General features: G+C 74.4%; 23 protein-coding genes. 12 read left to right on the top strand and 11 right to left on the bottom strand.

Annotated features, from left to right (window positions below):
* The first annotated feature begins 100 nt into the window (after positions 1–100).
* Positions 101–1,621, top strand: coding sequence for a glycosyl hydrolase family 18 protein (locus tag ACIO5E_RS13510; protein WP_400666868.1), 1,521 nt, complete (start codon positions 101–103; stop codon positions 1,619–1,621).
* Between the two features lie 93 nt (positions 1,622–1,714).
* Here ACIO5E_RS13510 and ACIO5E_RS13505 read toward each other — a convergent pair whose 3' ends face one another.
* Complete coding sequence (locus ACIO5E_RS13505; protein ID WP_400666866.1) at positions 1,715–2,284, bottom strand: hypothetical protein; 570 nt, start codon at positions 2,282–2,284, stop codon at positions 1,715–1,717.
* Positions 2,285–2,476: 192 nt separating this feature from the next.
* On the opposite strand from ACIO5E_RS13505, the gene ACIO5E_RS13500 reads away from it, so the two are divergent.
* A complete protein-coding gene (locus ACIO5E_RS13500) occupies positions 2,477–3,619 on the top strand; it encodes a serine hydrolase domain-containing protein (RefSeq protein WP_400667085.1) in 1,143 nt (380 codons plus the stop codon).
* A complete protein-coding gene (locus tag ACIO5E_RS13495; RefSeq protein ID WP_400666864.1) occupies positions 3,616–4,173 on the top strand; it encodes a hypothetical protein in 558 nt (185 codons plus the stop codon). Before ACIO5E_RS13500 ends, ACIO5E_RS13495 begins: the two co-directional genes overlap by 4 nt.
* A gap of 83 nt (positions 4,174–4,256) precedes the next feature.
* On the opposite strand, the gene ACIO5E_RS13490 is transcribed toward ACIO5E_RS13495, so the two are convergent.
* Together ACIO5E_RS13490 and ACIO5E_RS13485 are read right to left on the bottom strand one after the other, a co-directional pair.
* Positions 4,257–5,069, bottom strand: coding sequence for an alpha/beta fold hydrolase (locus ACIO5E_RS13490; protein WP_400666862.1), 813 nt, complete (start codon positions 5,067–5,069; stop codon positions 4,257–4,259).
* A 216-nt stretch (positions 5,070–5,285) separates the two neighbouring features.
* Complete coding sequence (locus ACIO5E_RS13485) at positions 5,286–6,785, bottom strand: PQQ-binding-like beta-propeller repeat protein (protein WP_400666860.1); 1,500 nt, start codon at positions 6,783–6,785, stop codon at positions 5,286–5,288.
* 765 nt (positions 6,786–7,550) lie between these two features.
* On the opposite strand from ACIO5E_RS13485, the gene ACIO5E_RS13480 reads away from it, so the two are divergent.
* Positions 7,551–9,464 carry an ABC transporter ATP-binding protein gene (locus tag ACIO5E_RS13480; RefSeq protein ID WP_400666858.1) on the top strand — a complete coding sequence of 638 codons (1,914 nt, stop codon included), beginning with the start codon at positions 7,551–7,553 and terminating at the stop codon, positions 9,462–9,464.
* A gap of 8 nt (positions 9,465–9,472) precedes the next feature.
* Here the strand turns inward: ACIO5E_RS13480 and ACIO5E_RS13475 are convergent, their stop codons facing one another.
* Positions 9,473–10,363 (bottom strand): NmrA family NAD(P)-binding protein, encoded by an 891-nt coding sequence (locus ACIO5E_RS13475; protein WP_400666855.1) that lies wholly within the window; start codon positions 10,361–10,363, stop codon positions 9,473–9,475.
* Between the two features lie 79 nt (positions 10,364–10,442).
* On the opposite strand from ACIO5E_RS13475, the gene ACIO5E_RS13470 reads away from it, so the two are divergent.
* The 7 genes from ACIO5E_RS13470 to ACIO5E_RS13440 all read left to right on the top strand — a co-directional run bounded on the left by ACIO5E_RS13470 (position 10,443) and on the right by ACIO5E_RS13440 (position 15,787).
* The gene (locus tag ACIO5E_RS13470; RefSeq protein ID WP_400666853.1) at positions 10,443–10,850 is read left to right on the top strand and encodes a winged helix-turn-helix transcriptional regulator; all 408 of its coding nucleotides are present in this window, start codon (positions 10,443–10,445) and stop codon (positions 10,848–10,850) included.
* A gap of 165 nt (positions 10,851–11,015) precedes the next feature.
* Positions 11,016–12,500 carry a protein kinase gene (locus ACIO5E_RS13465; RefSeq protein WP_400666851.1) on the top strand — a complete coding sequence of 495 codons (1,485 nt, stop codon included), beginning with the start codon at positions 11,016–11,018 and terminating at the stop codon, positions 12,498–12,500.
* Between the two features lie 263 nt (positions 12,501–12,763).
* The gene (locus tag ACIO5E_RS13460) at positions 12,764–13,465 is read left to right on the top strand and encodes an alpha/beta hydrolase (RefSeq protein WP_400666849.1); all 702 of its coding nucleotides are present in this window, start codon (positions 12,764–12,766) and stop codon (positions 13,463–13,465) included.
* 190 nt (positions 13,466–13,655) lie between these two features.
* Positions 13,656–14,009 (top strand): DUF6204 family protein, encoded by a 354-nt coding sequence (locus ACIO5E_RS13455; RefSeq protein WP_400666847.1) that lies wholly within the window; start codon positions 13,656–13,658, stop codon positions 14,007–14,009.
* 70 nt (positions 14,010–14,079) lie between these two features.
* Positions 14,080–14,634, top strand: coding sequence for a MarR family winged helix-turn-helix transcriptional regulator (locus ACIO5E_RS13450; RefSeq protein ID WP_400666845.1), 555 nt, complete (start codon positions 14,080–14,082; stop codon positions 14,632–14,634).
* A 124-nt stretch (positions 14,635–14,758) separates the two neighbouring features.
* The gene (locus tag ACIO5E_RS13445; protein ID WP_400666843.1) at positions 14,759–15,082 is read left to right on the top strand and encodes a sulfurtransferase TusA family protein; all 324 of its coding nucleotides are present in this window, start codon (positions 14,759–14,761) and stop codon (positions 15,080–15,082) included.
* A 252-nt stretch (positions 15,083–15,334) separates the two neighbouring features.
* On the top strand, positions 15,335–15,787 hold the full coding sequence (locus ACIO5E_RS13440; RefSeq protein ID WP_400666841.1) for a hypothetical protein: 453 nt from the start codon (positions 15,335–15,337) through the stop codon (positions 15,785–15,787).
* Between the two features lie 8 nt (positions 15,788–15,795).
* Here ACIO5E_RS13440 and ACIO5E_RS13435 read toward each other — a convergent pair whose 3' ends face one another.
* The 4 genes from ACIO5E_RS13435 to def all read right to left on the bottom strand — a co-directional run bounded on the left by ACIO5E_RS13435 (position 15,796) and on the right by def (position 19,948).
* On the bottom strand, positions 15,796–16,839 hold the full coding sequence (locus ACIO5E_RS13435) for a MerR family transcriptional regulator (protein ID WP_400666839.1): 1,044 nt from the start codon (positions 16,837–16,839) through the stop codon (positions 15,796–15,798).
* 55 nt (positions 16,840–16,894) lie between these two features.
* Positions 16,895–18,328, bottom strand: coding sequence for an RsmB/NOP family class I SAM-dependent RNA methyltransferase (locus ACIO5E_RS13430; protein ID WP_400666837.1), 1,434 nt, complete (start codon positions 18,326–18,328; stop codon positions 16,895–16,897).
* Positions 18,329–18,417: 89 nt separating this feature from the next.
* Positions 18,418–19,362, bottom strand: a complete 945-nt coding sequence (fmt, locus tag ACIO5E_RS13425; RefSeq protein ID WP_400666835.1) for a methionyl-tRNA formyltransferase — start codon at positions 19,360–19,362, stop codon at positions 18,418–18,420.
* 40 nt (positions 19,363–19,402) lie between these two features.
* A complete protein-coding gene (gene def, locus ACIO5E_RS13420) occupies positions 19,403–19,948 on the bottom strand; it encodes a peptide deformylase (protein ID WP_280682833.1) in 546 nt (181 codons plus the stop codon).
* Between the two features lie 290 nt (positions 19,949–20,238).
* Between def and ACIO5E_RS13415 the strand changes: the two genes are divergently transcribed.
* Positions 20,239–20,850, top strand: a complete 612-nt coding sequence (locus ACIO5E_RS13415; RefSeq protein ID WP_400666832.1) for a hypothetical protein — start codon at positions 20,239–20,241, stop codon at positions 20,848–20,850.
* A 149-nt stretch (positions 20,851–20,999) separates the two neighbouring features.
* On the opposite strand, the gene ACIO5E_RS13410 is transcribed toward ACIO5E_RS13415, so the two are convergent.
* The 3 genes from ACIO5E_RS13410 to coaBC form a co-directional block, all read right to left on the bottom strand.
* Complete coding sequence (locus ACIO5E_RS13410; RefSeq protein WP_400666830.1) at positions 21,000–23,081, bottom strand: primosomal protein N'; 2,082 nt, start codon at positions 23,079–23,081, stop codon at positions 21,000–21,002.
* 91 nt (positions 23,082–23,172) lie between these two features.
* Entirely contained in the window at positions 23,173–24,381 is a 1,209-nt protein-coding gene (metK, locus tag ACIO5E_RS13405; protein ID WP_400666828.1) for a methionine adenosyltransferase, read from the bottom strand.
* 150 nt (positions 24,382–24,531) lie between these two features.
* Complete coding sequence (coaBC, locus tag ACIO5E_RS13400; protein WP_400666825.1) at positions 24,532–25,776, bottom strand: bifunctional phosphopantothenoylcysteine decarboxylase/phosphopantothenate--cysteine ligase CoaBC; 1,245 nt, start codon at positions 25,774–25,776, stop codon at positions 24,532–24,534.
* Between the last annotated feature and the right edge of the window lie 16 nt (positions 25,777–25,792).

The raw sequence follows: 25,792 nt of genomic DNA, 5'->3' as shown, positions 1-25,792 counted from the left end.
CCGCCCGCGCCGCCCGGTCCGGTCACTACCCTGCACAAGCACGGTCACACCCGGCGCCACACCGGGCACTTTCCGCTAGCGCGATGCAGGGAGAACTGTCTTGAGCGAGCTGGTGTACCCGTCCGACCCCGGCCTCGACGGCCGCGCCGTCGACGCGGCCGAACGCACGTACCAGATGAACGGCTTCGACCCGGCGCGGGAGGACTCGAAGCTCTCCTTCACCCCCTGCCGGGTCGCCAAGCCCGCCTTCAACACCTACCGGCGCAGCGGCGACCAGACCGTGTCCGGCTTCCTGGACACCACCTGGGCCTACGACAGCCGCCTGACCGACGACAGCGGAGGCCCCACCGGCGGACCGGGCGCGGACCTCACCCGGCTGGCGGCCGCGAACGGCGCCTTCGACGAGCTCGTCCTCGGCCTCGCCGGCCTCGTCGGCGACCAGGGCAGCCTGGCGGCCACCACCGCCCAAGCGGCACAGGACTTCGGCATCCCCGCCTCCGACCACGGCGCGGTGACCTTCATCGACCCGTGGAGCGCGGTGGCCGCCTACCTCGGCTACGGGTTCGACGGCTGGGCCGCCGACGACTACCGGGGCCTGTTCACCCAGGAGAAGGCCCAGGGCCTGCTGGGCGCCGCGCGCCGCCTCAAGGAGCGCAACCCGGACCTCTCGGTCGGCCTGCACGTCGGCGGCTGGGAGTTGAGCCAGGCCTTCCACGCCATCGCGCAGGAGCCCGCCTCACGGCAGCGCTTCGCCCGGTCCGTCGTACGGATCTCCCGCGCCTTCCCGATGTTCTCCACCCTGCACCTGGACTGGCGCTGGCCCGGCTCGGCCGGCGCCCCGGGGGCCGGGTACGGGCCGGAGGACGCCGGGAACTACGCCGAGCTCATCCGCGAGACCAAGGCCGCGCTGTCCGCCGCCGACCGGAACGCCACCATCGCCGTCGCGGTACCGGCCTCCGCCGCCCAACTGGACGCGATGAACGTCCCGCTCCTCATCTCGGCCGGCGCCGACCGCCTGGACCTGATGTCCTTCGACTTCTTCGGCAGCCCCTGGTCCACCGGGCTCGGGCACCACACGTCGCTGCGCCGCGACCCGAGCAGCAGCCAGACGGACTGCGTCGACGGCGCCGTCACCCACCTGATCGAGCGCACCGGCGTGGACCCCCACCGCATCCACCTCGGCTACGCCACGACCACCCGCAACGCCAAGCGGTGCCGGCTCACCCGCAGCTCGCCCCTGCGCGGCACGTACGACGCCGCTTCGGGCCAGACGGTCGGCTCCTTCGCGCCCGGCACGAGCACCTACGCCGACGTGCTGCGCAACTACCTCGACCTGGAGAACGGCGAGGGCCGCAACGGCTTCGAGCTGCACACGGACATCTCCGCCGACGCCGACTACCTCCACAACCCGGCCACCGGCGTCTTCCTCTCCCTCGACACCCCGCGCTCCGTCCGCGCCAAGGCCGAGTACGCCCGCGCCCGCGGCCTCGGCGGCCTGTTCGCCGAGCACGCCGAGGCCGACCCCGGCCTGCTCACCAACGCCGCCCGCGAGGGCCTGGGACACACCGTCACCACGACGGTCGTCGACATGAAGCCCCTCTACGTCACCGGCCGCGGCTGACGGCGGGTGGCCGACCGCCGCCCGGGCGGCGGCACCACGGGAGGCCCGTGGTGCCGCCCCCGACCTACCGGCCGCCGGGCTTCCGGCCGGGACTCACCACCCCTGCGGGTGCCGGGACAGCCAGTCGGCGTGACGCTCCCGCAGCCGGTCCCGCTCCTCGGAGGAGGTGAGGTAGACGTCGGCGCCGCCGTCGTACGGGTGGTAGAGCCGACGCATGGCGGTGTCCGCGACGATGACGCCGGCCACCTCCTCGTCGGCGACGCGGCGCAGCAGCTCGTCGAGGCTGCCGGGCCGCCACGTCCGGCGGTCGACGAAGACGTGGCAGTAGGTGCGGAACTCCGGATCCGGGTCGTCCGTCTGCAGCCGGGTCTGCCAGTGCACGCCGGCCGGGCGCTCGGCGGGGACGTCCGGCCCGCTCGTCCACGTCGGCGTGATCACGTAGACGTCCGAACCGGCGAACAGCTCGCCCAGGACCGTGTTGTGACGCTCCAGCACGACGACGTACTCGCCCTCGTCGTCGGGGTAGCGCTTGGACTCCGGCAGGCTGTGGAAGCGCACCCACACATCTCTGTGCGCGTCGCCGATCTCATGGCCGACCGGAGGACCGCCGGGCCACCGCTGCGACCACAGCGCGGTCAGCGCGTCCAGTGCTTCACGATCCACTCCGATCCCCCCTCACTCGGCGACCATCATGCCCGACGCCCGCTCCCCGCCCGACGAGGGCCGCCCCGGCCCGGGTGGGAAACCGGGTCGTGCCGAGCGCTCCGACCCCGTACCGTGGTCCGGTCGACGATCTTGGGGCAGCGACTCCACGAGGGCTGGCTCCACGAGGACCAGAGAACGGGGCTGGACACCATGCAGCAGTACCAGGGTTGGGCCGACGAGCGGTTCGGGGCCGTCGCGGACGTCTTCGCCCGCAACTTCGCCGAGTTCCCCGAACTCGGCGCCGCCGTCACGGTGTTCGCCGGCGGCCACAAGGTGGTCGAACTGTGGGGCGGGACGGCCGACGAACGCACCGGGCGGGCCTGGACGCAGGACACCGTCGTCCCGGTCTTCTCCTGCGCCAAGGGCCCGGTGAGCATCAGCGCCCACCTGCTCGCCCAGCAGGGCCGGCTCGACCTCGACGCGCCGATCGCGCGCTACTGGCCCGAGTTCGCCCGCCACGGCAAGCAGGACATCACCACCCGGATGGTGCTCGGCCACCGCGCGGGCATCCCGGTCCTGGACGCGGTGCTCTCCTTCGAGGAGATCGCCGCCTGGACGCCCGTCGTCCGCGCGATCGAGGAGCAGGAGCCGCTCTGGGAGCCCGGCACGACCTACGAGTACCACGGCCATGTCCTCGGCTTCGCGGTCGGCGAGGTGATCCGCCGGATCACCGGGCTCACGCCGGGCGCGTTCCTCCGCAAGGAGATCGCCGAGCCGCTCGGCCTGCCGGTCTGGATCGGCCTGCCGGAGAGCGAACTCCCGTATCTGGCCCGGCTGGTGGAGGCGGAGGGCCGCCGCCCGTTGCCCGGCCCGGAGCACCTGCTGACCCGGATCGTGACGATGAACGGCGCCCTGGTCTTCCCCGGCCTGGACGTGCCGCACGGCTGGAACGACCCGGCCCTGCACGCGATCGAGCTGCCCGGCGCGGGCGCGGTCGCCTCCGCCACCGGGCTGGCGGGGCTGTACGCGGCGGCCGCCACCGGCCTGGACGGCGGCGAGCGCCTGCTCTCGCACGAGACCGTCACCGATGCGGTGCGCGAAGTCTCCTCCGGCGCGGGCTTCCTGGGCTTCGACATGGGCGCCCGCTGGGGCTCGGGCCTGCTGCTCGACTCCCCCGCCTTCCGCCCACTGCTGGGCGCGCGCAGCTTCGGCAACGACGGCGCGGGCGGCCAGTTCGCCTTCGGGGACGACGAGTTCGGCGTCGGCTTCGGCTACGTCGCCAACCGGATGATCGGCCACGGCGACGCCCGTGCCACCCGGCTGATCGACGCGGTGCGCGGGTGCCTGGGGTGACGGACTTCCTCGCGCGGCTCACCGAGCTGGCGACCACCGGCGGCCTGGACGCCCTGCGCTACAACGCTTCGCTGCCCGAACTCGCCGCCCGCTACGGCGACCCCTGGGACGGCGGACGCATCCACCGCACGTCCCGCTGGCCGCACGGCTTCGGCTGGGGCGACGTGCAGACGGTGTTCTGCCACTGCCGCCGGCTCCAGTCGCTCTCGCTGCCCGTGTGGCACGGCGAACTCGAACTCCCGCTGGCCGGTGGCGGGTTGCGGACGTTGGACACGCACGTCACCGAGTCGGCCCTGGTCGCCGCGCTGACCGCCGCCGGCTGCGGCTGGGAGACGGTGACGTACGAGAACCTGCCCGACCAGCGCACCCTGGAGGTGACGGTGGCCGAGGAGATCCGGGTGGCGTTCGTCCTCACCGACCGCGAGGACCGCGACGCGCCGCCACTGGACGACTGGGTGTTGAACAAGGCCCTGCTGTGGGGCTACGACCACACCGACTGCCCGGAGCCGGACCGCGGTCTCCCGGACGACGGCTGGGGTGCGGCGCCCAACTGACCTGTGCCGTCGGCCCGTTCATCTTCGACGCTCGAACCCCGGGTTTCAGCGGAACGGGCCGGCCACAGGCTTCGCGCCGCGACTCACGACGCCAAGGTGCGCGGCAGCACCACCCGCACCCACTCCTCCGGCTCCGACAGATGCGGAGCATGACCGGCGCCCTTGTACAGGTGCCGCTCCACCCTCGGCAGGGTGAGGTCGATGATGTCCAGCACCTCGCCGTACATCGACGGGCTGTCGTCGCTCTGTGTGAGCAGGGCGGGCTCGGTGAAGCCGGCCAGCGCGGTCAGGTCGAGGTCCAGGGCGTCCGGGTCGCGCAGCTCGTCCAGGTAGGTCGGCGCGTTGCGCACGTAGGTGTGCCGCACCGGCGCGGGCAGCTGCGCCCAGGCCCCCGGACCGAAGGCGACCGTCTCCACGAACAGCTCCGCCGCCGCGGCCGACTCCGCCTGTTCCAGCAGCTCCCGGACGGCGGTGATCCGGCCGGCGAGCTCGGTGGCGACCGGCCGGAGCCCGGGATCGGCGAGCAGGACGCCGGCACCGGGCGGCTCGTGCACGGCGATCCCCCGCAGCAGGTCGGGCCGGGCGGAGGCGAGTCGCAGCGTGATCAACGACCCGTACGAGTTCCCGCAGACGTAGGCCGGTGCCAGTCCGAGCGCGTCGATCAGCCCGGCCAGGTCGGCCGCGTCCTCGTACACCGAACCCTGGGTGAGCAGGTCCTCGCTGCGGCTGTGGCCCCGCCGGTCGTAGGCGACGACGGTGGTGAACTCGGCCAGGCCCGGCATCACCCGCGCCCAGCTGTCGCCGTCGGTCCACGAGCCGTGCACCAGGACGACGCCCGGCCCCTCCCCTTGGGCCTCGTAGTGCAGCGACACCCCGTTCACCCTGATCTCGGCCATCACGAGCCTCCCGATCTCGGCGGTGCTCCCCCACCAGCCTGACACAGGCGCTCGGAACGCTCAGCACGGTCGGATCGGTGCGCTCGTCTCGGCGCCCGCCGTCACCGGGCGTGACGAGATACGGGCCGCTGGGGGTCGGACAGACCCAGCCGGACAGCCCCGACCGACTGTGCCTCACCCGAACGGCCCTGCTTCCGCTCGTACCCGGCACCGGCCTCAGCCCATGCCCCGAACCGGTGGCTCGTCCCGCGTGCCGTCCTCCGCGACCACCGTGAACCGGTTCCGCCCGGAGACCGACAGGTCCACCGGGTGGACGGACTCCGTGTCGTTGACGTCCAGTTCGGCGCTCTGGCGCCCGGTGGCGGCGTCGACCCGGGTCAGCTTGTCCCGGGTCAGCGCCCACACCGACGTCCCGTCCACCAGCAGCCCCGTCACCTGGTCGTCCAACCCGGAGGTCCACCGCTTTCCGCCGTCGGCGAGCGAGTAGGCGACCAGGCGCCCGGTGGCGATGCGGCTGGGGTTCTTGCCCCCACTGATCCGGACGTCGTCCGGCTTCTCCCCCGGGATGATCAGCAGGTCGCCGACGACCACCCCGCCGAACAGCGGTCGGGCCGCGAAGGCGTCGTAGGCGTGGGCGCCGCCCAGCATCACGTCCAGGTCGTACTCGTCACCCGCGACCGGGATCGACGCCCGCTGCCGCCCTGCCCCGTCGAAGCTGAGCACGGCGTGCGTCCCGCGCTCGCCCTGCGCGTCGACCCAGACCGCCAGCGGCTCGGTGGACACCACCGCCAGGTCCTTCAACCCGCCCGTGACCGGGAGGGCCACGCGCGTCCGCTCCCGCCCGTCCGCCGGGGCCAGCGACCGCAGCACCGGCGCGGCGTCGCCGCACTGCGCGACCGTCACCGCCTCCGTCGCACCGCCCGCCACCTGCAACGGCGAGCAGCCGGCGTCCGCGTCGCCGCGCCAGGCCGCACCGCCGTCCGCGAGGTGCACCGCGCGCCAGCCGGTCCGCTCCTGCAGGACGGCCTCGTCCCCGGCGACGGCGAGCAGGTCGGGCGCCGCCGTGTCACCCACCCGGGCGGGCGCGTCCACGGCGGCGGTCCAAGCAACCGTGCCGCTCGCGAGGTTCAGTGCCGTCACCGCCGCGCACGGCCGGTCGTGCTCGGAGTGACCGAGCAGTCCGAGTCCGCGGCCGACCCCACGGCTCATGGCGCAGACGGAGTCCTCCCCCGGCGGCGTCCACCGCCACGCCACCTGCCCGGTGGCGACGCGGTACGCGACCACCTGGTCGGGCCGGACCCGCACCACCACGTCCCCGCTCGTCCAGCTGCCGACCGCGCGGATGCTGGACGGCCGGTCCAGCGGCGCAGCCCAGGCGTCGTTGAGGCCCGTCCCGGCGAAGGACACGAACAGACCAATCCCGATCAGGATTCCGGCGGCGACGGAGGGGAATCCGCGCCGGGGGTGGAGGAGGGCCCAGAGCAGGCCGGCGCCGCAGGGCATCAGGCCGAGGATGCTGATGAGGCCCATGGAACCGAGGCTCTCGCCGCCGTACCCGTGGGAGCGCCCGATCAGCACCGCCAGCCCCATGCTCGCGAACATCGCCCCCAGGACCCCGCCGAGGACCACCATCCGCGTCTCCTTGTCGATGGCGATCCGTACGGACCTACCGGGCCGCCCGGCCCCGGTAACGCTGTCCGCGGGCACCTCGGCCATGTCGGTCACTCCCCCATCGAGCGTCGCCCACCGCACGAGCGACGATCATCGGATGATCGCAGAGCCTCGCTTCATCCTGAACAAAGACAACGGAAAACCCGCCGGACCCCCTCGGCACCCCGGACCGGGCCACCCTCCGCACCCACCGTCGGCGCCTGCTCGCGCACATCCTGACTGATCGTCAACTCACCTGTAGTGCAGGCATGTACGGCCCACCAGGGAAGGGCTCCGAGCCCTCGCGCTCCGGGTGCCCGGACCCGCCCCGCGGCCCTGCGGCCGCCCAGGTCCGTTCACGGATCCGACCCCGGAGCCGCACCCGGCGTGGATGAGCGCTCCGGCTCCTGAGCTGCGCGCGGCGCAGGTGTGCGGATACTGGAGGAGTGGGACGGGATCGCGGCAACGGTCCGCGACTGGCCTGTCGTTCGGGCTGTCCCACGGCAACGGCAGTCTGTGCCGCAAACCCTCCGATCAGCGCACTGGGCGCGGATCGCGGTTACGCGGTGAGCCAATGCGACGAAAGAAGGCCGTCATGAGTTACTTCAACCGCAGAGACCGTGGCTACGGACGCGACCGCGATCGCCGCCGTCGTGGTGGTGGTCGCAACCGCCGCCGTCGTTACGGCTGGTGGTGACAGTCAAGAGGTGACAGCCAAGACGGTGTGGACTGCCCTGAGCAGTCCGGCATAACACCATCTGTGGGGTCGGCGGTGAAAACCGCCGGCCCCTTGATCCTGATCGGGGTACCTCCATGCACGGTGCGACGCCCTTGGGGGGCCCGACCGGCCAGGCTGCGGAGCAGCCCGCACAGCAGGGTCGGGCCGCCGACCAGGCTCCCTACCAGGGGCCGGTGGCCGACTCGCCCGCCATCACGCTGCGTCAGCTGTTCCGGCGGTTCTGGCCCTGGGTCCGCCCGGACGCGCGCTGGCTGCCACTGAGCGCGACCCTGCTCGTCCTCGGCGCCTTCGGCGAGGTGGTCTCGGTCTGGCTGTTCAAGGACCTGATCGACAACGTCCTCGTCCCGCGGCGCTTCGCCGACTTCTGGCCGCTCGCCGGCACCATGCTCGGCGCGGCCGTGGTGGCGGCGCTGCTCATCTTCGCGGGCACCTACACCGGCACCAGGACCGCCGAGCGGTTCATGCTGCGGCTCCGTACCGGGACCCTCGCCCACCTGCACAGCCTGCCGCCCGACACGCTGGAGACCCGCTGGCGCGGTGACCTGGTCGCCCGGATGACCGCCGACATCGCGACGATCGAACAGATGATCGCGACCGGTCTCGTCGAGGGCGCGGTGGCCGCGGTCAGCCTGGTGCTGTTCGCCGGCGCGGCCTTCTACCTGAGCTGGCCCCTCACCCTGGCCGCGCTCCTCGCCGCGCCGCTGTTCATCGTCACCACCAGCTTCTTCGGGCGGCGCATCCGCACCCGGGAGAGACAGGTCCAGCGCCGCGCCGGCGGCGTCACGGCCCTGCTGGAGGAGTCGCTGCGCAACGCGGTCGTCACCCGCACCTGCGGCCAGGAGGCCCGCGACGTCGCACGGGTGCACCGGGAGGGCAAGGCCCTGCTCGACGCCGAACTCGCCTCCGCCCGGATGGCGGACCTCTACCAGCCGCTCCTCAACGTCCTGCAGATGCTCGCCGGACTGGTCGTGGTGGGCGTCGGCGCACTGGAGGTCATCCACGGCGGACTGACCCTGGGCGGTCTGCTCGCCTTCGCGGCCTTCATGGCCCAGCTGTTCGAACCGGTCCAGCAGCTCGCCGCGATCATCCCGCTCGCCGGCGCCGCCTGCGCCTCGGGCGAACGCGTCCTGGAACTCCACGACCTGACCAGCCCGGTCCACGAGAGCCCCACCGCCCGCGACACCGACGCCGTCCGTGGCCGGGTCTCCTTCGACGGCGTCAGCGCCGTCTACCCCGGCAGCCACGACGCCCCGGTGCTGTCCGACGTCAGCTTCGACGTCAGCCCCGGCAAGGTCCTGGCCGTCATCGGCCCCAGCGGCAGCGGCAAGTCCACGCTCGGCAAGCTCCTGGTCCGCTTCCTGGACCCCCAGGGCGGCACCGTCCGCCTCGACGGCGACGACATCCGGGAGCTGACCATCGCCTCGCTGCGCCGGGCGATCACCCTCCTGCCCCAGCAGGCACCGCTCTTCCACGCGACCATCCGGGACAACATCGCCTACGGCAGGCCCGACGCCCCCCAGGACGACATCGAACGCGCCGCCCGGAGCGCGGGCGCCCACGACTTCATCACCGCACTGCCGGACGGCTACGGCACCGTCATCGGAGCCGACGGCTTCCAGCTCTCCGGCGGGCAGAGCCAGCGCGTCGCCATCGCCCGCGCCTTCCTGCGCGACACCCCGGTCCTCGTCCTGGACGAACCCACCACCGGGCTGGACCCGCGCACCGTCCGGCAGCTCATCCCCCCGCTGCGCCGCCTGATGGCCGGCCGCACCACGGTCCTGATCACCCACGACCCGGCGTTCCTCCCGCTGGCCGACGACGTCCTCACCCTCCCGATGCCGGAGGCGCTGGAGGAACCGGAGGAACCGGCGACGCCTGAGGCCCCGGGCTACGCCCGCGTCGCGGGGACGGGCAGCCGGCCCGCGTACGTCGGCCCGCGCGCCCCCGCCCCGGCGGCGGGTCCGGTCGACAGGCGGTCACCCGACCGCCCGGACCAGCCCCGCTAGGGCCGCCGTCAGCCCGCCACGGCCTCCCGCCGCACCGACTCCCGTACCACCGCCTCGACCAGCTCCCGCGCCGGACGCGGCTCGGCCGCCAGCAGCCCGGGCAGGTCGGACGGGCCCGCCACCGCGAAGCCCGAGGCGACGTTCGAGTGCAGCGAGACGGCGTGCCCGACCTGGTACGGCGCCGCACCCTCCCGGAGGGCGTCCCAGACCTCCCCCAACGGCGACGGCTCGTACCGGACCTCCCGGCCCAGCGCCCGCGCCAGCGCGCCCGCCAGCTCCGCGCCCCCGACCACGGCGTCCCCCTCCAGCTCGTACGTCCGCCCGAGGTGCGGGACGGGCCGGCCGGCGGCGAGCGCCTCCCGCACCTCGCGGGCAACCGTCGCCGCGACGTCGGCCAGGTCCTCGCGGGCGACCACCGGAAGCGTCCCGCCTCCCCACGGCAGCCGGAACACGCCCTCCGCCGCGGCGCGTTCGGCGCCGGCCGCGGCCAGGCCCCCGGCGAGCTCCGCGTACAGGCCGTTGCGCAGGACGGTCCAGCCGAGCGGGGACGCCGCCAGGGCCCGTTCCGTCCAGCGGTGCGGCGGGGCGATGGTCATCCGCTCACCCGAGACGGCCAGGCTGGTGTAGACCACATGTCGCACGCCCGCCCGGACCGCCGCCTCGACCACGGCACCGTGCCGGGCGGTGACCACGTCGTCCTCCGCGTAGCCGGCCGAGACCAGCACCAGCACCTCGACCCCGGCGAACGCCCCGGCCAGGCCTGCGGGTTCGTCGAAGTCGACCCGCCGCCCGCCGTCCTGCGGGGTCCGCGAGCCGGCCAGCACGGGCAGGCCGGCGTCGGCAAGCCGGCGGTGGACCAGGCCGCCGAGGACTCCGGACACACCGGTGACGAGGATCATCTGACGCTCCTTTGCTGTTCACGAGGGGGGCGGTGTCCATCCTCGACAATCGACCCGGATCGGGTAAGGAGGCAGTTTCATGTCACTCGGGCACACCGGGGTAACCACGACGGCGCTGTTCGACCTCGCGGAGAGCGGGGAGGACTGCGGCATCCGCGACGTGCTGGACCGGCTCGGCGACAAGTGGTCGGTGCAGGTGGTGGTCGAGCTGAGCCGCGGGGTCAGGAGGTTCCGCGAGCTGCAACGGGCCCTGCCGGGCGGCATCTCGCAGCGGATGCTGACCCTCACCGTCCGCCGTCTGGAGCGCGACGGCATGGTCTCGCGGACCGTCCACCCGACCGTCCCGCCCCGGGTCGACTACGAGCTGACCGACCTCGGGCGCAGCCTCGCCCACCTGGTGCGCACCCTCGCCGACTGGTCGCTCCAGCACCACGACGCCATCCTCGACCACCGCGCCCGCTGGGACGCCGCCCAACCGCCCGCGTAGCCCCGGCCCTGGCCCCGGGCCCCGGTGGAGCGGGAAGTCGGCACGCCCGACGTCCCGCTCCACCACACCGGTCAGCCCCGATGGAGCAGGTGACCGACCGCCCGGCGCGGAGGGTAGGTTGAACCGGGGCCGGGGCGCGGCACCCGGGGCGCGAAAGGGGCGGGGATGCAGCCGGGCGACATACTCGACGGACGGTACGAGCTGGTCGAGCAGATCGGCGAGGGCGCGTTCGGCGCGGTCTGGAAGGCCCGCGACGCGCGGATCCAACGGCTCGTCGCCGTCAAGGTGATGCTCCCGAGCGGCAACAACACCCCCAAGGACGCCGCCCGGTTCGTCCGCGAGGTGGCCACCGCGGGCGCGCTCAACCACCCGTCCATCGTCACCGTGCACGACTTCGGCCAGCACGACGAGGCCGGCCGACCGCTGTACTTCCTGGTCATGGAACTGCTCGACGGCGCCCCGCTCAACCACCACCTCGGCGACGGGCCGCTGCCGCTGCGCCAGGCCCTCACCTGGGCCGTCCAGATCTCCCAGGCCCTCGCCACCGCCCACCGGGCCGGCGTCGTCCACCGGGACGTCAAACCGGCCAACGTGATGATCCAGTCCTCCGGCGCGGTCAAGGTCGTCGACTTCGGCATCGCCCGGATCGGCACCGCCGACGACGGCATCACCAGCACCAACGTCATCGTCGGCACCCCCGCCTACATGGCCCCCGAACGCTTCGACAGCGGCGGCCTCGACGCCCGCTCCGACCTCTACGCCTTCGGCTGCCTCCTGTACGAACTCCTCACTGGCCGCACCCCCTTCCGCGGCAGCCTCTACGAACTCATCCGCCAGCACGGCGAGGTCCACCCGGCGGCCCCCGGCACCCTGCGACCCGGCCTGCCCGCCGAGGTCGACGCCCTCGTCCTCGAACTGCTCGCCAAGGACCCGAACCGGCGCCCGCCGCACGCCGACCAGGTCGCGGACCGTCTGCTCCACCTCGCCGAGCAGACCGAGCGGCCCCCGGCCGGCTACCACGCCACCGTCCGGGACGTTCCGGCCGCCGAGGAGGACCCGTACGTACTCGCGCGCCGCCAGGAGGCGGACGCGCTGTTCCAGCGCACCCGCGACCAGGCCGCCCAGGTCGCGCTGCAGTTCGAGACCAGCATCGCCCAGCGGCGCCGCCAGCTCGAACAGGACCTCGCCGACCGGCGGGCCCACGCCGAAGCCCGGGCGCAGCAGATCGTCGCCGAGGCCCAGCAGCGCGGCGAGGAGATCGAACGGGAGGCCGCCGCCCGGGCCGCCGCCAGCCTCCGGCAGCTCTCCGAGGCCGAGCAGCGCACCGACCTGCTGCGCCGCCAGACCGACAAGCTGCGCAGCGACGCCGAGAGTCTGCGCCGCACGGTGGACAACGCCCGCCGTCAGGCCTCGGACTTCCTCGCCGACGCGGCCGCCAAGGCCGGCCTCGGCCCGGCCCCCGAGACCCGGCGCCAGATCGCCCCGCCCGGCGGCACGCCCACCGGCACCCCGACGGGCTCGATCACCGGCCCGACCACGGGCTCGACGGCCGGCTCGCAGCGCCGGAAGCTCCCGAGCATGCAGGACCTGCTCTCCGGCCGGAACCGGGGCGCCACCGAGAGCGACGAGCCGGGCCGCCGCCGCTCCTGACCCCAACTCCTGTGCCACCAAGGGCTGTTGCCGCCCCTGCCGTCCGCCGGCTCGCACCGCCGCTCGCCCGACCGCGCTCGCCCGGTCCGGCGACGTCGTCGAGGTCGTCGTCACCTGGACCTCGCCACTCGGAGCCCGCTGGGCCAAGGTCATGGTCGCCCGCACCCGCGTCACCGGCTGGATCCCGTGGTCCCTGCTCGCGCACCGCGAACCTCCCCCGGAACCGTAGAATCCGCAGGTAGGCACCCAGGGAGGGATTTCGCGTGTTCCAAGCGCAGCGGCCGCGCACCGCACAACTGACCCCGTGGACCGGCGACGGCGGGGCGGACCAGGTCAAGGGCGTCGCCCTGCTCCTGCCCGGCGGATTCCTGCGCAGCCGGCGCGGCCCGGTGAAGGTCGCCGAACTGGGCCTGCGCGACCTCGCCGCCGAACTCACCGCCCGCGGCCGCCCGCACGGCGTCGCCGTGCACCTGCTGCGCTACCGCTACAGCGGCTGGAACGGCGCCGACGCCGACACCGCCGTCGACACCCGCTGGGCCCTCGACGAACTCGCCCGCCGCTACGGCCCCGTGCCCGTCGTCCTGATCGGCAACTCGCTCGGCGGGCGCGCCGCGTTCTGGTGCGCCGGGCACCCGAACGTCGTCGGCGTCGCCGGCATCGCCCCCTGGCTGCCCAGCGGCGACGCGGTCGACCACCTCGCCGGGCGGCGCGTCCTGATCGTCCACGGCACCGGCGACCGCAGCGCCGCCAGCGCCACCCAGTCCCTCGAATACGCGCTCCGGGCCCGCGCGGTCGTCCCCGACCTCGCCCGCTACGAAGCGCCCGGCGCCAACCACTACCTCATCCGGCAGGCGGGCGACATCAGCGCGCTCACCACCGCCTTCACCCTCGCCACCCTCGACGCCGAACCCGCCGCCCTGGCGGCCGGCGCCGTCTGCACCCGCCTCCCGACCACCCGCCCGTAGCCGGCGGGCCCGTCACCTCACGCGCGGGGACCCCTTCGGGCCCCCGCGCGGAGTGGCCTTCCCGGCATCGCCGCCGCCATCGAGGCCTTCACCATCGGACCCCGGCCACCGCCGCGGTCCGCGCGGCACCGCGCCGCGCCGCCCGAAATCGGGTTGGCGGTCGATGCCCCGTCCTGCCTATCGTCGGGGGATGACCACTCGAACCTTCCGCATCATGGTGCGCGGCGTCTTCGACGGCCTCAGCGCCGAACAGCACGCCGAACTCCTCGCCCGCGCAGCCGAGCACGACGTGCTGCGCGCGGCCTTCACCCCCGAGGGCCACCTCAGCTACGACCTCACCGCGCGCGCCGCCTTCACCTTCCGCTTCCTCGACTCGGGCGAGGCGGAGGAGGACATCCTGACGGCCGCCGAGCGGGCCGAGCAGGCGGCGCGTGGCTGGCTGGCCGAGCGCGGCTACGGCTACAAGAACCTGCGCTCCCAGGCCGAGGACCTCTCGCAGGCGCCGCTCGGCAAGCGGCAGCGCCGCGCCGCCAACGCCGGCTAGCCCCCTCCCCCTCCGCTACCTCCTTGACGGCTCGCCGCACGGATATGCTTGAGTAGTCAAGGAGGTAGCAATGACATCCCCGCAGCCCGCCCCGAAGCCCGACGCACACCACTCCGACCCGCGCGCCGCCCCACCCCGCCCGGACCCGCTGGACACCGCCCTACGGCTGGTCCGCGCCCAGACGGCCGTGGTCAAGCGGTTCGACGCGAGCCTCAGCGGCCTGCACGGCGTGAGCCTGTCCGACTTCACCCTGTTGCTCCACCTCGGCCACGCCCCCGGCGGCCGGATGCGCCGGGTCGACCTCGCCGAGGCACTCGGCCTCACCGCCTCCGGCGTGACCCGTGGGCTGGCACCCCTGGAACGGATCGGCCTGGTGAACCGCGAGGCGGCGGCCCGCGACGCCAGGGTCGCCTATGCGACCCTGACGCCGACCGGCCGCGAACGGCTCGCCGAGATGCTGTACACGGCCCGGCAGGTAGCCGACGACCTCTTCGCCGCCGACCAGTGGGGCACCGACGACCTCGGCCGCCTCGGGGCCCTGCTCACCCGCCTCGGCGGCACGGCCCCCGACCAGCGGCCCGGCCGGCCGCAGGCCGCGGCCGACGGGCCGGCAGCAAGCGCCTAGCTACCGAACGCCGTCGCGCCCACCATCCGGTGTTCCCGCCCCCTCCCAGCCCCCGGCCCCGGCCCACGGCCTAGGCTGAGGCCCGCACCACCGCACCGCCGCACCACCGCGAAGGGCAGCACCCATGAGCACCTCCCCCGAGACCACCTCCCCCGAGGCCGCCCCCGACCTGACCGTCGACGGCACCGGCCTGCTCTGCGTCCAGCTGTTGCTGCGCCTGCGCGCCCGGATCGCCGACCTCCCGGCCGGCGCGGTGGTGCACATCCACACCACCGACCCCGCCGCCCCGCTCGACCTGCCCGCCTGGTGCCACCTGACCGGTCACGACTACCTCGGCCCGGTCCCGCACCCGGCCACCGACCGCGAGGTGTACGCCCTGCGCCTCACCGCCACCGCCCGCCCGACCCGCGCCGACCGGCCCTGGCACCCCGCCCCGACCTCCGACTGACCACGCGGCGCCGCCGGCCACGCCGCCACCGCCCGGCATCGACGCCGCTGCGGCCCGGCCCGACCGAGCCGACCACGAGTCCCTCACCTCCCCCGAGGCCCGCGAGCCGCTCCCCGAGCACGACGTCACCGTGCTCGGCCACCGGCCGCTCCACCCGGCTTGGCGCCAGGCCGGGCCCGGCCCCCTTCGGCAGCCCGGTGTGCCACGATGAAGGGAGCCGAACGGCCAAGCACCACAGGGAGGTTGACCACCATGGATCCGATCCTCAGCTGCCGCTGGCAGGACCAGGACGGCGAGTGGGCACTGACCGTCAGCCGCAACGGCGGCCGCTGGGAACTGCTCGCCGCCGCACCCCGCTGGTCCGAATCGCTCCCGTTCGCCGGGCCCGAGGACGTCCGCCGGCTCGCCCAGGCCCTGCTGGACCTGCCCGCCGATCCCGAGCCGTACGAGTTCGAATGGCGGCTCTCCCGGACGGAGTTCGAGCGCACCGAGAACGAGCGCACCCACTTCGCGACGTTCGCCGTCGGGCTCGACCCCACCGACGGCCACCGCCCCTACCTCGCCTACCAGTCCTACTACCACCGGGGTCAGGCCACCGGACTCGGCCTGGAGGTGGTCTGCGAGGACCCGCCGGTCGACCGACTCCGCGCCCAGGCCCACGCCTTCCTCACCAACCTCCCCGGCGCCACACCCCCGCAGCCCTGAGAACCCCCTCACCCGGCGGAGCCCGCGCCCCCCACCACGGGCACCGCCCGCACCGCCCGCACCGCCCAGTCCAGCACCGCCGCCGAACTCTCCGGCGCCGACCACCCGTTGACCACCGCCAGCAGCGCCAGGTACCGCTCCCGCCGTGGATCCGCCATCGCCGTCAACCGTTCCAGCAACCGCTCGCGCACCAGCGCGGCGTCCCCGTCGACACCCGCCATGCCCGCGTAGCGCGCCATCAGCGCACCCGCCACCCCGGCCGCCCCGGCCGACTCCGGAGCCGTCCCCGCCGCGACCGCCGGACCGGCCGACTCCCGTACGGCTGACGCGAGTCCGGGGCACGGCCAGTCCGCGCCGGCCTCCGCAGCCTCGTCCTCCGCCAGCTGCCGCAGCAGGCCGCGGAACCCGTCGTCGGCCGCCAGCTCCGCCAACTCCACCCACGCCTCGACCTGTTCCGGTTCCAGGTCGTCCGTCGGCTCCGGCGTCAGCGAGCGCACGACGGCGGCGAACCGCCCGTCGGCCCGCAGACCGCCGAACGCCCCGGCCAGGAACTCCCCGATCAGGCGGTACCGTTCGTCCTCCGACAGGCGGGCCAGCTGGTGCACGAGAGTCAGCTCCTCGGGTGTCGACCCGCGCCTGGCCACCGTCCCCAGCACCGCCCGCCGCAGCCGCAGCACCCGGATCTGGACGTCCAGCGCCTCGGCGTGCGCCGCCGCGACGGCGGGCAGCGCGAGCTCGCGGTCCACCACCTGCCGGATGGCGGGCAGCCCGAGCCCGAGCTCGCGCAGGGTACGTACCAGCTCCAGGCGCGCGACCGCGTCGACGCCGTACCGCCGGTGGCCGGCCGGGTTGCGGTCGGCCGGCGACACGATCCCCTGGTCCGAGTAGAACCGGACGGTCTTGACCGTCAGCCCGCTCCGCCGCGCCAGCTCACCGATCGTGTAGAGCGGTTCGGACCCGAGCGGTTCGGACCCGAGCGGTTCCGAGCCGAGCAGTTCCGAGCCGAGCAGTTCCGAGCCGAGCGGATCACAGGAGTGCGTATCGCCGTTCATGCCCACCACCCTGGCGTCTCCCCCTACGGGAGATGCAAGGCCGACGGCACGAAGGTCAGGCCGTCCGCCGCAGCAGCGCCAGGTACATCGCGTCCGTCCCGTGCAGGTGCGGCCAGAGCTGCACGTCCGGCCCGTCCCCGAGCGCCGGGACTCCGGGCAGCAGCGGGCGCGCGTCGATCCACTCGACCCGGCCACCCTCGGCCCGCAGCACGTCGTCCACCACGGCCCGGGTCTCCGCGAGGTGCGGCGAGCAGGTCGCGTACCCGACCACCCCGCCGACCCGGGTGGCCTCGATCGCCGACCGCAGCAGGTCCCGCTGGAGCGGGCCGAAGGCCGCGACGTCGGCCGGGCGGCGGCGCCAGCGCGCCTCCGGACGGCGACGCAGCGCGCCCAGGCCGGAGCACGGCACGTCGACCAGCACCCGGTCGAAGCCCCCGGAGCGCCAGGCCGGGCGGGTGCCGTCGGCGGCGATCACCGTGTACGGGCCGGGGTTGCCCTCCAGCGCCCGGGCCACCAGCCGAGCGCGGTGCGGCTGCTTCTCGCTCGCGACCAGCGCCGCGCCGCGCCCGGCGGCCAGCGCACCGAGCAGCGCGGCCTTGCCGCCGGGGCCGGCGCAGCCGTCCAGCCAGAGCCGGTCCGGGCCGTCCAGCGGCGCGGCGGCCAGGGCGAGGGCGACCAGCTGGCTGCCCTCGTCCTGCACGCCCGCCCGGTTGTCCCGCACCGCTTCCAGCGAGCCCGGGTCGCCGCCTTCGGCGAGCCGCAGCGCGAACGGGGACCACCGGCCGGACTCGGCCTCGGGCAGCGCGTCGGCCAGTTCGCCGACGGTGACCCGGCCGGGGCGCGCGACGAGGGTCACCTCGGGCCGCGCGTTGTCGGCGCGCAGCAGGTCCTCGACGGCGCTGCGCCCGGAGGCGTCGGGCTGCCAGCGGCCGAGCGAGTCCCAGAGCGCGGAGACGACCCAGCGCGGGTGCGAGTGGACGACGGCGAGGTGGTCCTCGGCGTCCTTCTCGTACGGCGGGGCGACCTGTTCGATCCAGCCGTCCAGGTCGTGCGCGCTGATCCGGCGCAGGACGGCGTTGACGAACTTGGCCTTGCCGTCGCCGAGCACCACCCGGGCCAGCTCGACGGTCGCCGAGACGGCCGCGTGACTGGGGATGCGGGTGGTGAGCAGCTGGTGGGCGCCGAGCGAGAGCACGTCCAGCACCGGCGGGTCGACCTTGCTGAGCGGTCGGTCGATGCAGGCCGCGATGATCGCGTCGTAGGTGCCCTGCAGGCGCAGGGTGCCGTAGACCAGTTCGGTGGCGAGGGCGGCGTCGCGCCGGTCCATGCCCTTCTGCTCGGCCTCGCGGAGCAGCGACGGCAGGATCAGGTTGGCGTACGCGTCGCGCTCGTCGACGGCGCGCAGCGCCCGGAACGCGACGATCCGGGCCGGGTCCTTCTTCGGACGGCGGTGCGGGCGGGGGGCGCGCTTGGCGCTGGGGGTGGTCACAGGTGCCTCAAGGTGCTGCGGTGGTTATCAGACGAACAGTGCAGACGAACAGTAACGATGCAAACGAACAGTAACGCCAACCCCGGGTCTCAGCCTGTGGAGCCGAAGCGCTCCCCGGTCTCCAGCCGCGCCCCGCGCGCCCAGTCGGCCGCCCGCATCTCCTTCTTCCCCTGCGGGCGGACCTCCCCGAGTTCGATCTCGTGGCTGCCCGTGCCGACCCGCACGCTGTTCTTCCCGACCACGGCCAGTTCCCCGGGCGCCAGTGCGGCCTCCCCGGCCAGCAGCTTCACGGGCCCGGTGATCTTCAGCCGCTCGCCGCGGAACTCGGTCCACGCGCCCGGAGCCGGGGCGCAGCCGCGCACCACGCGGTCGATCCGCAGCGCGGGGTGGCTCCACTCGATCCGCGCGTCCTCGACGGTGATCTTCGGCGCGAGCGTGACGCCCTCGGCCGGCTGCGGGACGGCGTGCAGGGAGCCGTCCTCGATGCCGTCCATGGTGGCCGCGAGCAGCCGCGCGCCGGACACCGAGAGGCGGGTGAGCAGTTCGCCGCTGGTGTCGGTCGGGCGGACCTCCTCGGTGATCACGCCGTAGACCGGGCCGGAGTCCAGGCCCTGCTCGATCAGGAAGGTGGCCGCGCCGGTGACCTCGTCGCCGGCCAGCACCGCGTGCTGGACCGGGGCCGCGCCGCGCCAGGCGGGCAGCAGCGAGAAGTGCAGGTTCACCCAGCCGTGCTTGGGGATCTCCAGGGTGCCGGGGCGCAGCAGCGCGCCGTAGGCGACCACCGGGCAGCAGTCGGGGGCGAGTTCGGTGAGCCGGGCGACGAAATCCGGGTCGCTGGGCTTCGCCGGCTTGAGGACCTCGATCCCGGCCTCCTCGGCGCGCTGGGCGACGGGGCTGGCGACCAGCTTGCGCCCGCGCCCGGCCGGGGCGTCGGGGCGGGTGACCACCGCGACGACCTCGTGCCGGTCGGAGGCGAGCAGGGCGTCCAGGGCGGGAACGGCGACCTCGGGGGTGCCGGCGAACACGAGGCGCATCAAGTGCCTTTCGGTGGAGGGATGTCGGGGAGCGGGAGAGTCAGCGTGCGGCGCCGAAGGTGCTGTGCGGCGAGACCTTGACGACCGGCGCGGGCGCGCCGCCCCAGTCGGTGTCGCGGATCGCCTTGAGCGCGGCCTTGCGCTGCTCGCGGTCGAGCCGGTCGATGAAGATGATGCCGTCGAGGTGGTCGGTCTCGTGCTGGATGCAGCGGGCGAGCAGCTGGGTGCCCTCCAGGGTGACCGGGTCCCCGTACATGTTGAATCCCTTGGCGACCACGCCGTAGGCGCGCTTCGTGTCGTAGCGCAGGCCGGGCAGCGAGAGGCAGCCCTCGGGGCCTTCCTGCTCCTCCTCGGTCAGCGACAGGTCCGGGTTGATCAGGTGCCCGGTGACGCCGTCCACGTGGTAGGTGAACACCCGCAGCGAGATGCCGAGTTGAGGCGCGGCCAGGCCGGCGCCGGGGGCGTCGAGCATGGTGTCGGTGAGGTCCCGGACCAGGGTGCGCAGTTCCTTGTCGAACGTGGTCACCGGCCGGGCGGTGGACCGCAGGACGGGGTCTCCGAAGAGCCGGATCGGCTGGATCGCCACGGGGTACGGGCTCCTGTCCGTCGAAGGTGCGGGGCTGCGGGCGGCTACTGGTTTCCCCGCAAGTCTATGCAACGCACCGAGGCCACCGACCATGCCCTCACCCATGCCCTCACCCGGGCGAAAAGCCCCTCCCCCACGCCCGGCACCGGCTGCCGGCAAATCCCGAGTCTGCCGAGCGGCGTTACCCCGGCCCCCGCTTCGGCGTTGGTCAAGTGAGATTGACCGGGGCCGGGCGCACGGGACACCGCGCCCCGGCCGAGCTGAACCGTACGGAAGGTGGCACGTAGGCCATGGCCGAGCAGATCAACCACGACGCCCGGGCGCGGGCGAGCCTTCACCTGCTGGTGCGGGACATCGAGCGGGTGAGGCGGCAGGTCGACGCGCTGCGGACGCTCACCGCCCAGTTGGGCAACGTCTACCGACCGCGCCGCCCCAGTACCTCGGCCGGCTTCGTGGTGTACGGGCGGGCGCCCGCGCCGACCGTGCGCCTGGCGCAGGAGCTGCGGGAGAGCGTGGAGACCCTGGTGGCGGCGGCGGTCGAGTTCGACCGGGCGCTGGGCTTCTCCTGGGACTCGGTGGGCTCGGCCCTCGGGGTCACCAAGCAGGCGGTGCACCGCCGGTACGGGATGCGCCGCCCGACCAGCGAACTCCTCGCCGCCAGCGGCGCCGTCCCGGGCCCGAGCCGCCCGGACCGCTCCGAGGAGCTGCCCGCCGCGCCGTCCGGCGGCCTGGCGGCGACCGTCCCGCCGGCCCGCCAGGGCGGCCTGGACCGCACCAGCCTGGAGCGCAACGCCCTCGAACGCACCAGCCTGGAGCGCGGCGCGGTCGACCGCAACACCCTGGAGCGCGGCACCTCCGAGCGCACCCCGGTCGACCGCACCGGCATCCCGCTGCGCGGCTGACCGCCCTCCCGACCAGGGAAGCCGATTCCGCGCAGCACCGTCGCGGGCCCCCCGGGGCGGGGTGGCCCACTCACCCCGCCCCCGCCGCACGCACCGGCGTCACCCGACCCCCGGTCCCACCCCACCCCGGTTCCACCCGACCGCCGACCTCACCCGATGTCCGTCGGATCCATCCGTACCCGCACCGCCTCCGGCGTCCGCAGCGCGATCCGCGCGATCTGCGCCGCCTTGAGCGCCGCCGCCAGCGCCGCCCCCTGCCCGGGCGGCACCCGCAGCAGCGCCCGTTCCTGCTCCTCCCCGCGCAGGGCGGGCGCCGGCACCGGCCCGAGCACGTCCGCCTCCGCCGGCAGCCGGATCAGCCCCAGCAGGTCGGCCACCGCCGCCGGACTCCCGCTCACCGAGGCCATCCGCGACACCGGCGGGAAGTGCAGCTGCGCCCGCTCGTCGCGCTCCAGCCCGGCGTGGCCCAGCGGGTCCCAGCGGACCAGCGCCTGCACCGGGCGCGCCGAGGGCTCGGCGACCACGACCACCGTCCCGCCCTCCTCCGCGGACCGGACCAGGGCGGCGGCGGCCAGCCACAGCCGCAGCGTCTCCTCCCCGGCCCGCAGGTCCGGCCGGCCGAGCAGCGCCCAGCCGTCCAGCAGCAGCGCGGCCCCGTACCCGGAGCCGCCCTCCACCACCGGCTCCGCCCCGGGCGTGGAGATCACCAGCGAGGGCTCGTCCGGGACGGTGGTCAGCACCGCGTCCCGCCCCGAGGTCCGCACCGGGATCCGCGGGAAGGCCTTGCCCAGCTCCTCCGCCGTGCGCCGGGCACCGACCACCTGCGCCCGCAGCCGGAACGAGCCGCACTCGGGGCAGTGCCAGTCCGCCTCCGCCTCCCCGCACCAGCCGCAGCACAGCAGGGCGTCCGCCGAGGGCGCCTCCAGCGGCCCCTCGCAGCGCCGGCACCGGGCCGGGGTCCGGCAGCGCCCGCAGGCCAGCCGGGGCACGTAGCCGCGCCGGGGCACCTGGATGAGCACCGGGTGTCCGGCGGCCAGCGACTCCCGGGCGGCCTCCCAGGCCACCGAGGGCAGCCGGGCGGCCTGTGCGGCGCCGTCGCGGTGCTGGTCCTGGTCGGTGACGGTCCGCACCCTCGGCGCGACCCGTCGTACGGTCTCCCGGTCGGCGGTCAGCGGGCGCGCCCACCCGGTGCTGACCAGTTGCGCGCCCTCCACCGTCACCGCATGCCCCCCGAGCAGCACCGCCGTGCCCTCCTCGGCGGCGCGCAGCAGCGCGACCTCGCGCACGTGCGGGTGCGGGGCGCGCGGGTCGCTGTGGCTGTTGTCGCCGTCGGACCAGACGACGACCAGCCCGAGGTCGCGCACCGGCGCGAACATGGCGGCGCGGGTGCCGATCGCGGCGTGCACCGAACCGCGACTCACCGCCAGCCAGTGCCGGTAGCGCTCGCGCGGGCCGAGGTCGGCCTCCAGGGCGACGTGCAGCCCCGCACCGAGCAGTTCGGTCAGCGCCTGGTCGACCCTCGCCACCGACCGCCCCTCGGGCAGCACGACGAGCGCGCCGCGCCCGCCCGCCAGCGTGGCGGCGACGGCCCGCGCGATCTCGTACGGCCAGCCGGGGCCGGGCAGCGCCGCCCAGACGGCGCGCGGCGAGCCGCCACCGGCCAGCGCGGCGAGGAAGTCTGGCCCGGCCGGGTAGCGCTGCCAGCCGCCGGGAGCGGGGGCCGGCGGGCGCGGGAGCGGTGGCGGCGAGGGCTCGGCCTCGGCCTTGGCGTGCCGGGGCGGTACGGCCAGCTGGAGGACGTCCGCGAGGGTGCCGGCGTAGCGGTCGGCGACGGTCCGGCAGAGCCGGAGCAGCTGGGGGGTGAGCACGGGCTCGGGTGAGAGCACCTGGGCGAGCGGGGCGAGCGGGCCGGGGAAGTCGCTCTTCTCCAGCCTGGCGACGATGAACCCGTCGTGCAGCTCCCCGCCCTCGCGCTGGCCCTTCACCACGCGCGCCCCGAAGCGCACCCGCACCCGGGCCCCCGGCCGGGCCTCCTCGGCCATCGCGGCCGGCACCTCGTAGTCGAAGAACTTGTCGATGGTGAGCACGCCCTTGTCCACCACGACCCGGGCCACCGGCAGGTGCTCGGCCCGCTTGGCGCCGCGCCACGTCCGGGGCTTGGCCCGCTTGACCGTGTCCCGGATGAACGCCAGCTGCTCCGGCTCGGCCCCGTTCTCCCCTGTGCTGCTCATCGCTCCCAAGTACTACCAGGTCACACCGACACCACGCACAGAGCGGCGCCCGCCCCACCGGGGACGGGCGCCGCCTGCACGTGTGCGGGGGTCAGTCCTGCACGGCCGCCTTCAGCTGCTCCACCCGGTCGGTGCGCTCCCAGGTGAAGTCGGGCAGCTCACGGCCGAAGTGGCCGTACGCCGCGGTCTGGGAGTAGATCGGGCGCAGCAGGTCCAGGTCGCGGATGATCGCGGCCGGGCGCAGGTCGAAGACGTCGGTGACGGCCTTCTGGATGGCCAGCACCGGAACGGTCTCGGTGCCGAAGGTCTCCACGAAGAGGCCGACCGGCTCGGCCTTGCCGATCGCGTACGCGACCTGCACCTCGGCGCGGCGGGCGAGGCCGGCGGCGACGATGTTCTTCGCCACCCAGCGCATCGCGTACGCGGCCGAGCGGTCGACCTTGGACGGGTCCTTGCCGGAGAAGGCGCCGCCACCGTGGCGGGCCATGCCGCCGTAGGTGTCGATGATGATCTTGCGGCCGGTGAGGCCGGCGTCGCCCATCGGGCCGCCGATCTCGAAACGGCCGGTCGGGTTGACCAGCAGGCGGTAACCCTCGGTGACCAGCTTGATGCCCTGGTCGGCGAGCGCCTTCAGCTCGGGCTCGACCACGAACTCGCGGATGTCCGGGGTGAGCAGCGACTCCAGGTCGATGTCACTGGCGTGCTGGGTGGAGACCACCACGGTGTCGAGGCGGACGGCCTTGTCGCCGTCGTACTCGATGGTGACCTGGGTCTTGCCGTCGGGGCGCAGGTACGGGATGGTCCCGTTCTTGCGGACCTCGGTCAGGCGCCGGGAGAGGCGGTGCGCCAGGGTGATCGGCAGCGGCATCAGCTCGGGCGTCTCGTCGGACGCGTAGCCGAACATCAGGCCCTGGTCGCCGGCACCCTGCTTGTCCAGGTCGTCCTCGTCGCCCTCGACCCGAGCCTCGTACGCGGTGTCGACGCCCTGGGCGATGTCGGGCGACTGCGCGCCGATGGACACCGACACGCCGCAGGAGGCGCCGTCGAAGCCCTTCTTGGAGCTGTCGTAGCCGATCTCCAGGATCTTGTCCCGGACGAGCTGGGCGATCGGCGCGTACGCCTTGGTGGTCACCTCGCCGGCCACGTGCACCTGGCCGGTGGTGATGAGCGTCTCCACGGCGACCCGGGAGGTCGGGTCCTCTCGCAGGAGAGCGTCAAGGATGGTGTCGCTGATCTGGTCAGCGATCTTGTCGGGGTGACCCTCGGTCACGGACTCCGAGGTGAACAGGCGGCGAGACACAGCGCTCCCTGGGGTTGCAGCGGCTGCTGACTGAAGGCCCCCGGCGAACCGGGGACATCCGGAAAGACTTGATTCCTGGAGTCTAACGGTCTGCTTCCGCCGAGCGTCACCCGCTTCCGGAAATCACGACCGTTCTCCAGCAGGGCTTGATCAGTTACCGATCGTTTCCAGCCGCTTCGCGACCAAGTCCCAGACCACGTCGGCGAGCGCCTCCTTGGGGCCCACCGGAACGGCCGTCTCCGTGCCGTCCGAGCCCAGTACCACGGCCTCGTTGACGTCCGTCCCGAAGGCCTTGCCGTTGCCCACCTCGTTGACGACCAGCAGGTCGCAGCCCTTGCGGACGAGCTTGGCGCGGCCGTTGGCGAGCACGTCGTCGGTCTCCGCCGCGAAACCCACGACGAGTTGACCCGAACGGGGGCGGTGGGCCGACAGCTCGGCCAGGATGTCGGGGTTGCGGACCAGGGCGACCGGCGCCGGCTCGATCCCCTCGACCTTCTTGATCTTGCCGGTGGCGTACTCGGCGGGCCGGAAGTCCGCCACGGCCGCGGCCATGACCACGGCGTCCGCGTCCTCGGCCGCCTTCAGCGCCGCCTCGCGCAGCTCCAGCGCCGTCGAGACGTGCACCACGTCGACCCCGGCCGGGTCGGCGAGCTCCGCGTTGGCCGAGACCAACGTCACGCGCGCCCCACGGGCCGCGGCCGTCACGGCGAGCGCGTAGCCCTGCTTGCCGGAGGAACGGTTGCCGAGGAAGCGCACCGGGTCCAGCGGCTCGCGGGTGCCGCCGGCCGAGACCACCACGTGCCGACCGGCCAGGTCGGTCGGCACGGCCCCGCCCCGGCGCAGCACGGCCCGACAGGCGTCGAAGATCGTGGACGGCTCGGGCAGCCGCCCCTTGCCGGTGTCCTTGCCGGTGAGCCGCCCGACGGCCGGCTCCAGCACGATCACGCCCCGGCGGCGCAGCGTGGCGACGTTGTCCCGGGTGGCCGGGTGCTCCCACATCTCGGTGTGCATGGCGGGCGCCAGGACGACCGGGCAGCGGGCGGTGAGCAGGGTGTTGGTGAGCAGGTCGTCGGCGAGGCCGTGGGCGGCCTTGGCGATCAGGTCGGCGGTGGCGGGGGCGACCACGACCAGGTCGGCCTGCTGGCCGATCCGCACGTGCGGCACCTCGTGCACGCGCTCCCAGGTCTCGGTGGCGGCCGGGCGGCCGGAGAGCGCGGCCCAGGTGGCCTCGCCGACGAAGTGCAGCGCGGCGGCGGTGGGCACCACGGTGACCTGGTGGCCGGACTCGGTGAACCGGCGGAGCAGCTCGCAGGCCTTGTAGGCGGCGATGCCGCCGCTGACGCCGAGGGCGACGCGCGGCGCGTCGACCCCGCTCCGGTCCGAAGTCGCGCTCATACTCCCGCTCTCCTCC

Source organism: Kitasatospora sp. NPDC087314, assembly GCF_044744365.1.
In the GTDB taxonomy this organism is placed as follows: domain Bacteria; phylum Actinomycetota; class Actinomycetes; order Streptomycetales; family Streptomycetaceae; genus Kitasatospora.
The sequence above is the reverse complement of the archived record's forward strand: the minus strand, read 5'-3'. Positions and strand labels throughout refer to the sequence as shown.

Bases quoted from the DNA above. Each gene is read 5' to 3' on its own strand.
- ACIO5E_RS13500 (WP_400667085.1), top strand. From the start codon at position 2,477: ATGCAGCAGTACCAGGGTTGGGCCGACGAGCGGTTCGGGGCCGTCGCG.
- ACIO5E_RS13490 (WP_400666862.1), bottom strand. From the start codon at position 5,069: ATGGCCGAGATCAGGGTGAACGGGGTGTCGCTGCACTACGAGGCCCAA.
- ACIO5E_RS13485 (WP_400666860.1), bottom strand. From the start codon at position 6,785: ATGGCCGAGGTGCCCGCGGACAGCGTTACCGGGGCCGGGCGGCCCGGT.
- ACIO5E_RS13475 (WP_400666855.1), bottom strand. From the start codon at position 10,363: ATGATCCTCGTCACCGGTGTGTCCGGAGTCCTCGGCGGCCTGGTCCAC.
- ACIO5E_RS13470 (WP_400666853.1), top strand. From the start codon at position 10,443: ATGTCACTCGGGCACACCGGGGTAACCACGACGGCGCTGTTCGACCTC.
- ACIO5E_RS13465 (WP_400666851.1), top strand. From the start codon at position 11,016: ATGCAGCCGGGCGACATACTCGACGGACGGTACGAGCTGGTCGAGCAG.
- ACIO5E_RS13455 (WP_400666847.1), top strand. From the start codon at position 13,656: ATGACCACTCGAACCTTCCGCATCATGGTGCGCGGCGTCTTCGACGGC.
- ACIO5E_RS13450 (WP_400666845.1), top strand. From the start codon at position 14,080: ATGACATCCCCGCAGCCCGCCCCGAAGCCCGACGCACACCACTCCGAC.
- ACIO5E_RS13445 (WP_400666843.1), top strand. From the start codon at position 14,759: ATGAGCACCTCCCCCGAGACCACCTCCCCCGAGGCCGCCCCCGACCTG.
- ACIO5E_RS13440 (WP_400666841.1), top strand. From the start codon at position 15,335: ATGGATCCGATCCTCAGCTGCCGCTGGCAGGACCAGGACGGCGAGTGG.
- ACIO5E_RS13435 (WP_400666839.1), bottom strand. From the start codon at position 16,839: ATGAACGGCGATACGCACTCCTGTGATCCGCTCGGCTCGGAACTGCTC.
- fmt (WP_400666835.1), bottom strand. From the start codon at position 19,362: ATGCGCCTCGTGTTCGCCGGCACCCCCGAGGTCGCCGTTCCCGCCCTG.
- ACIO5E_RS13415 (WP_400666832.1), top strand. From the start codon at position 20,239: ATGGCCGAGCAGATCAACCACGACGCCCGGGCGCGGGCGAGCCTTCAC.
- ACIO5E_RS13410 (WP_400666830.1), bottom strand. From the start codon at position 23,081: ATGAGCAGCACAGGGGAGAACGGGGCCGAGCCGGAGCAGCTGGCGTTC.
- coaBC (WP_400666825.1), bottom strand. From the start codon at position 25,776: ATGAGCGCGACTTCGGACCGGAGCGGGGTCGACGCGCCGCGCGTCGCC.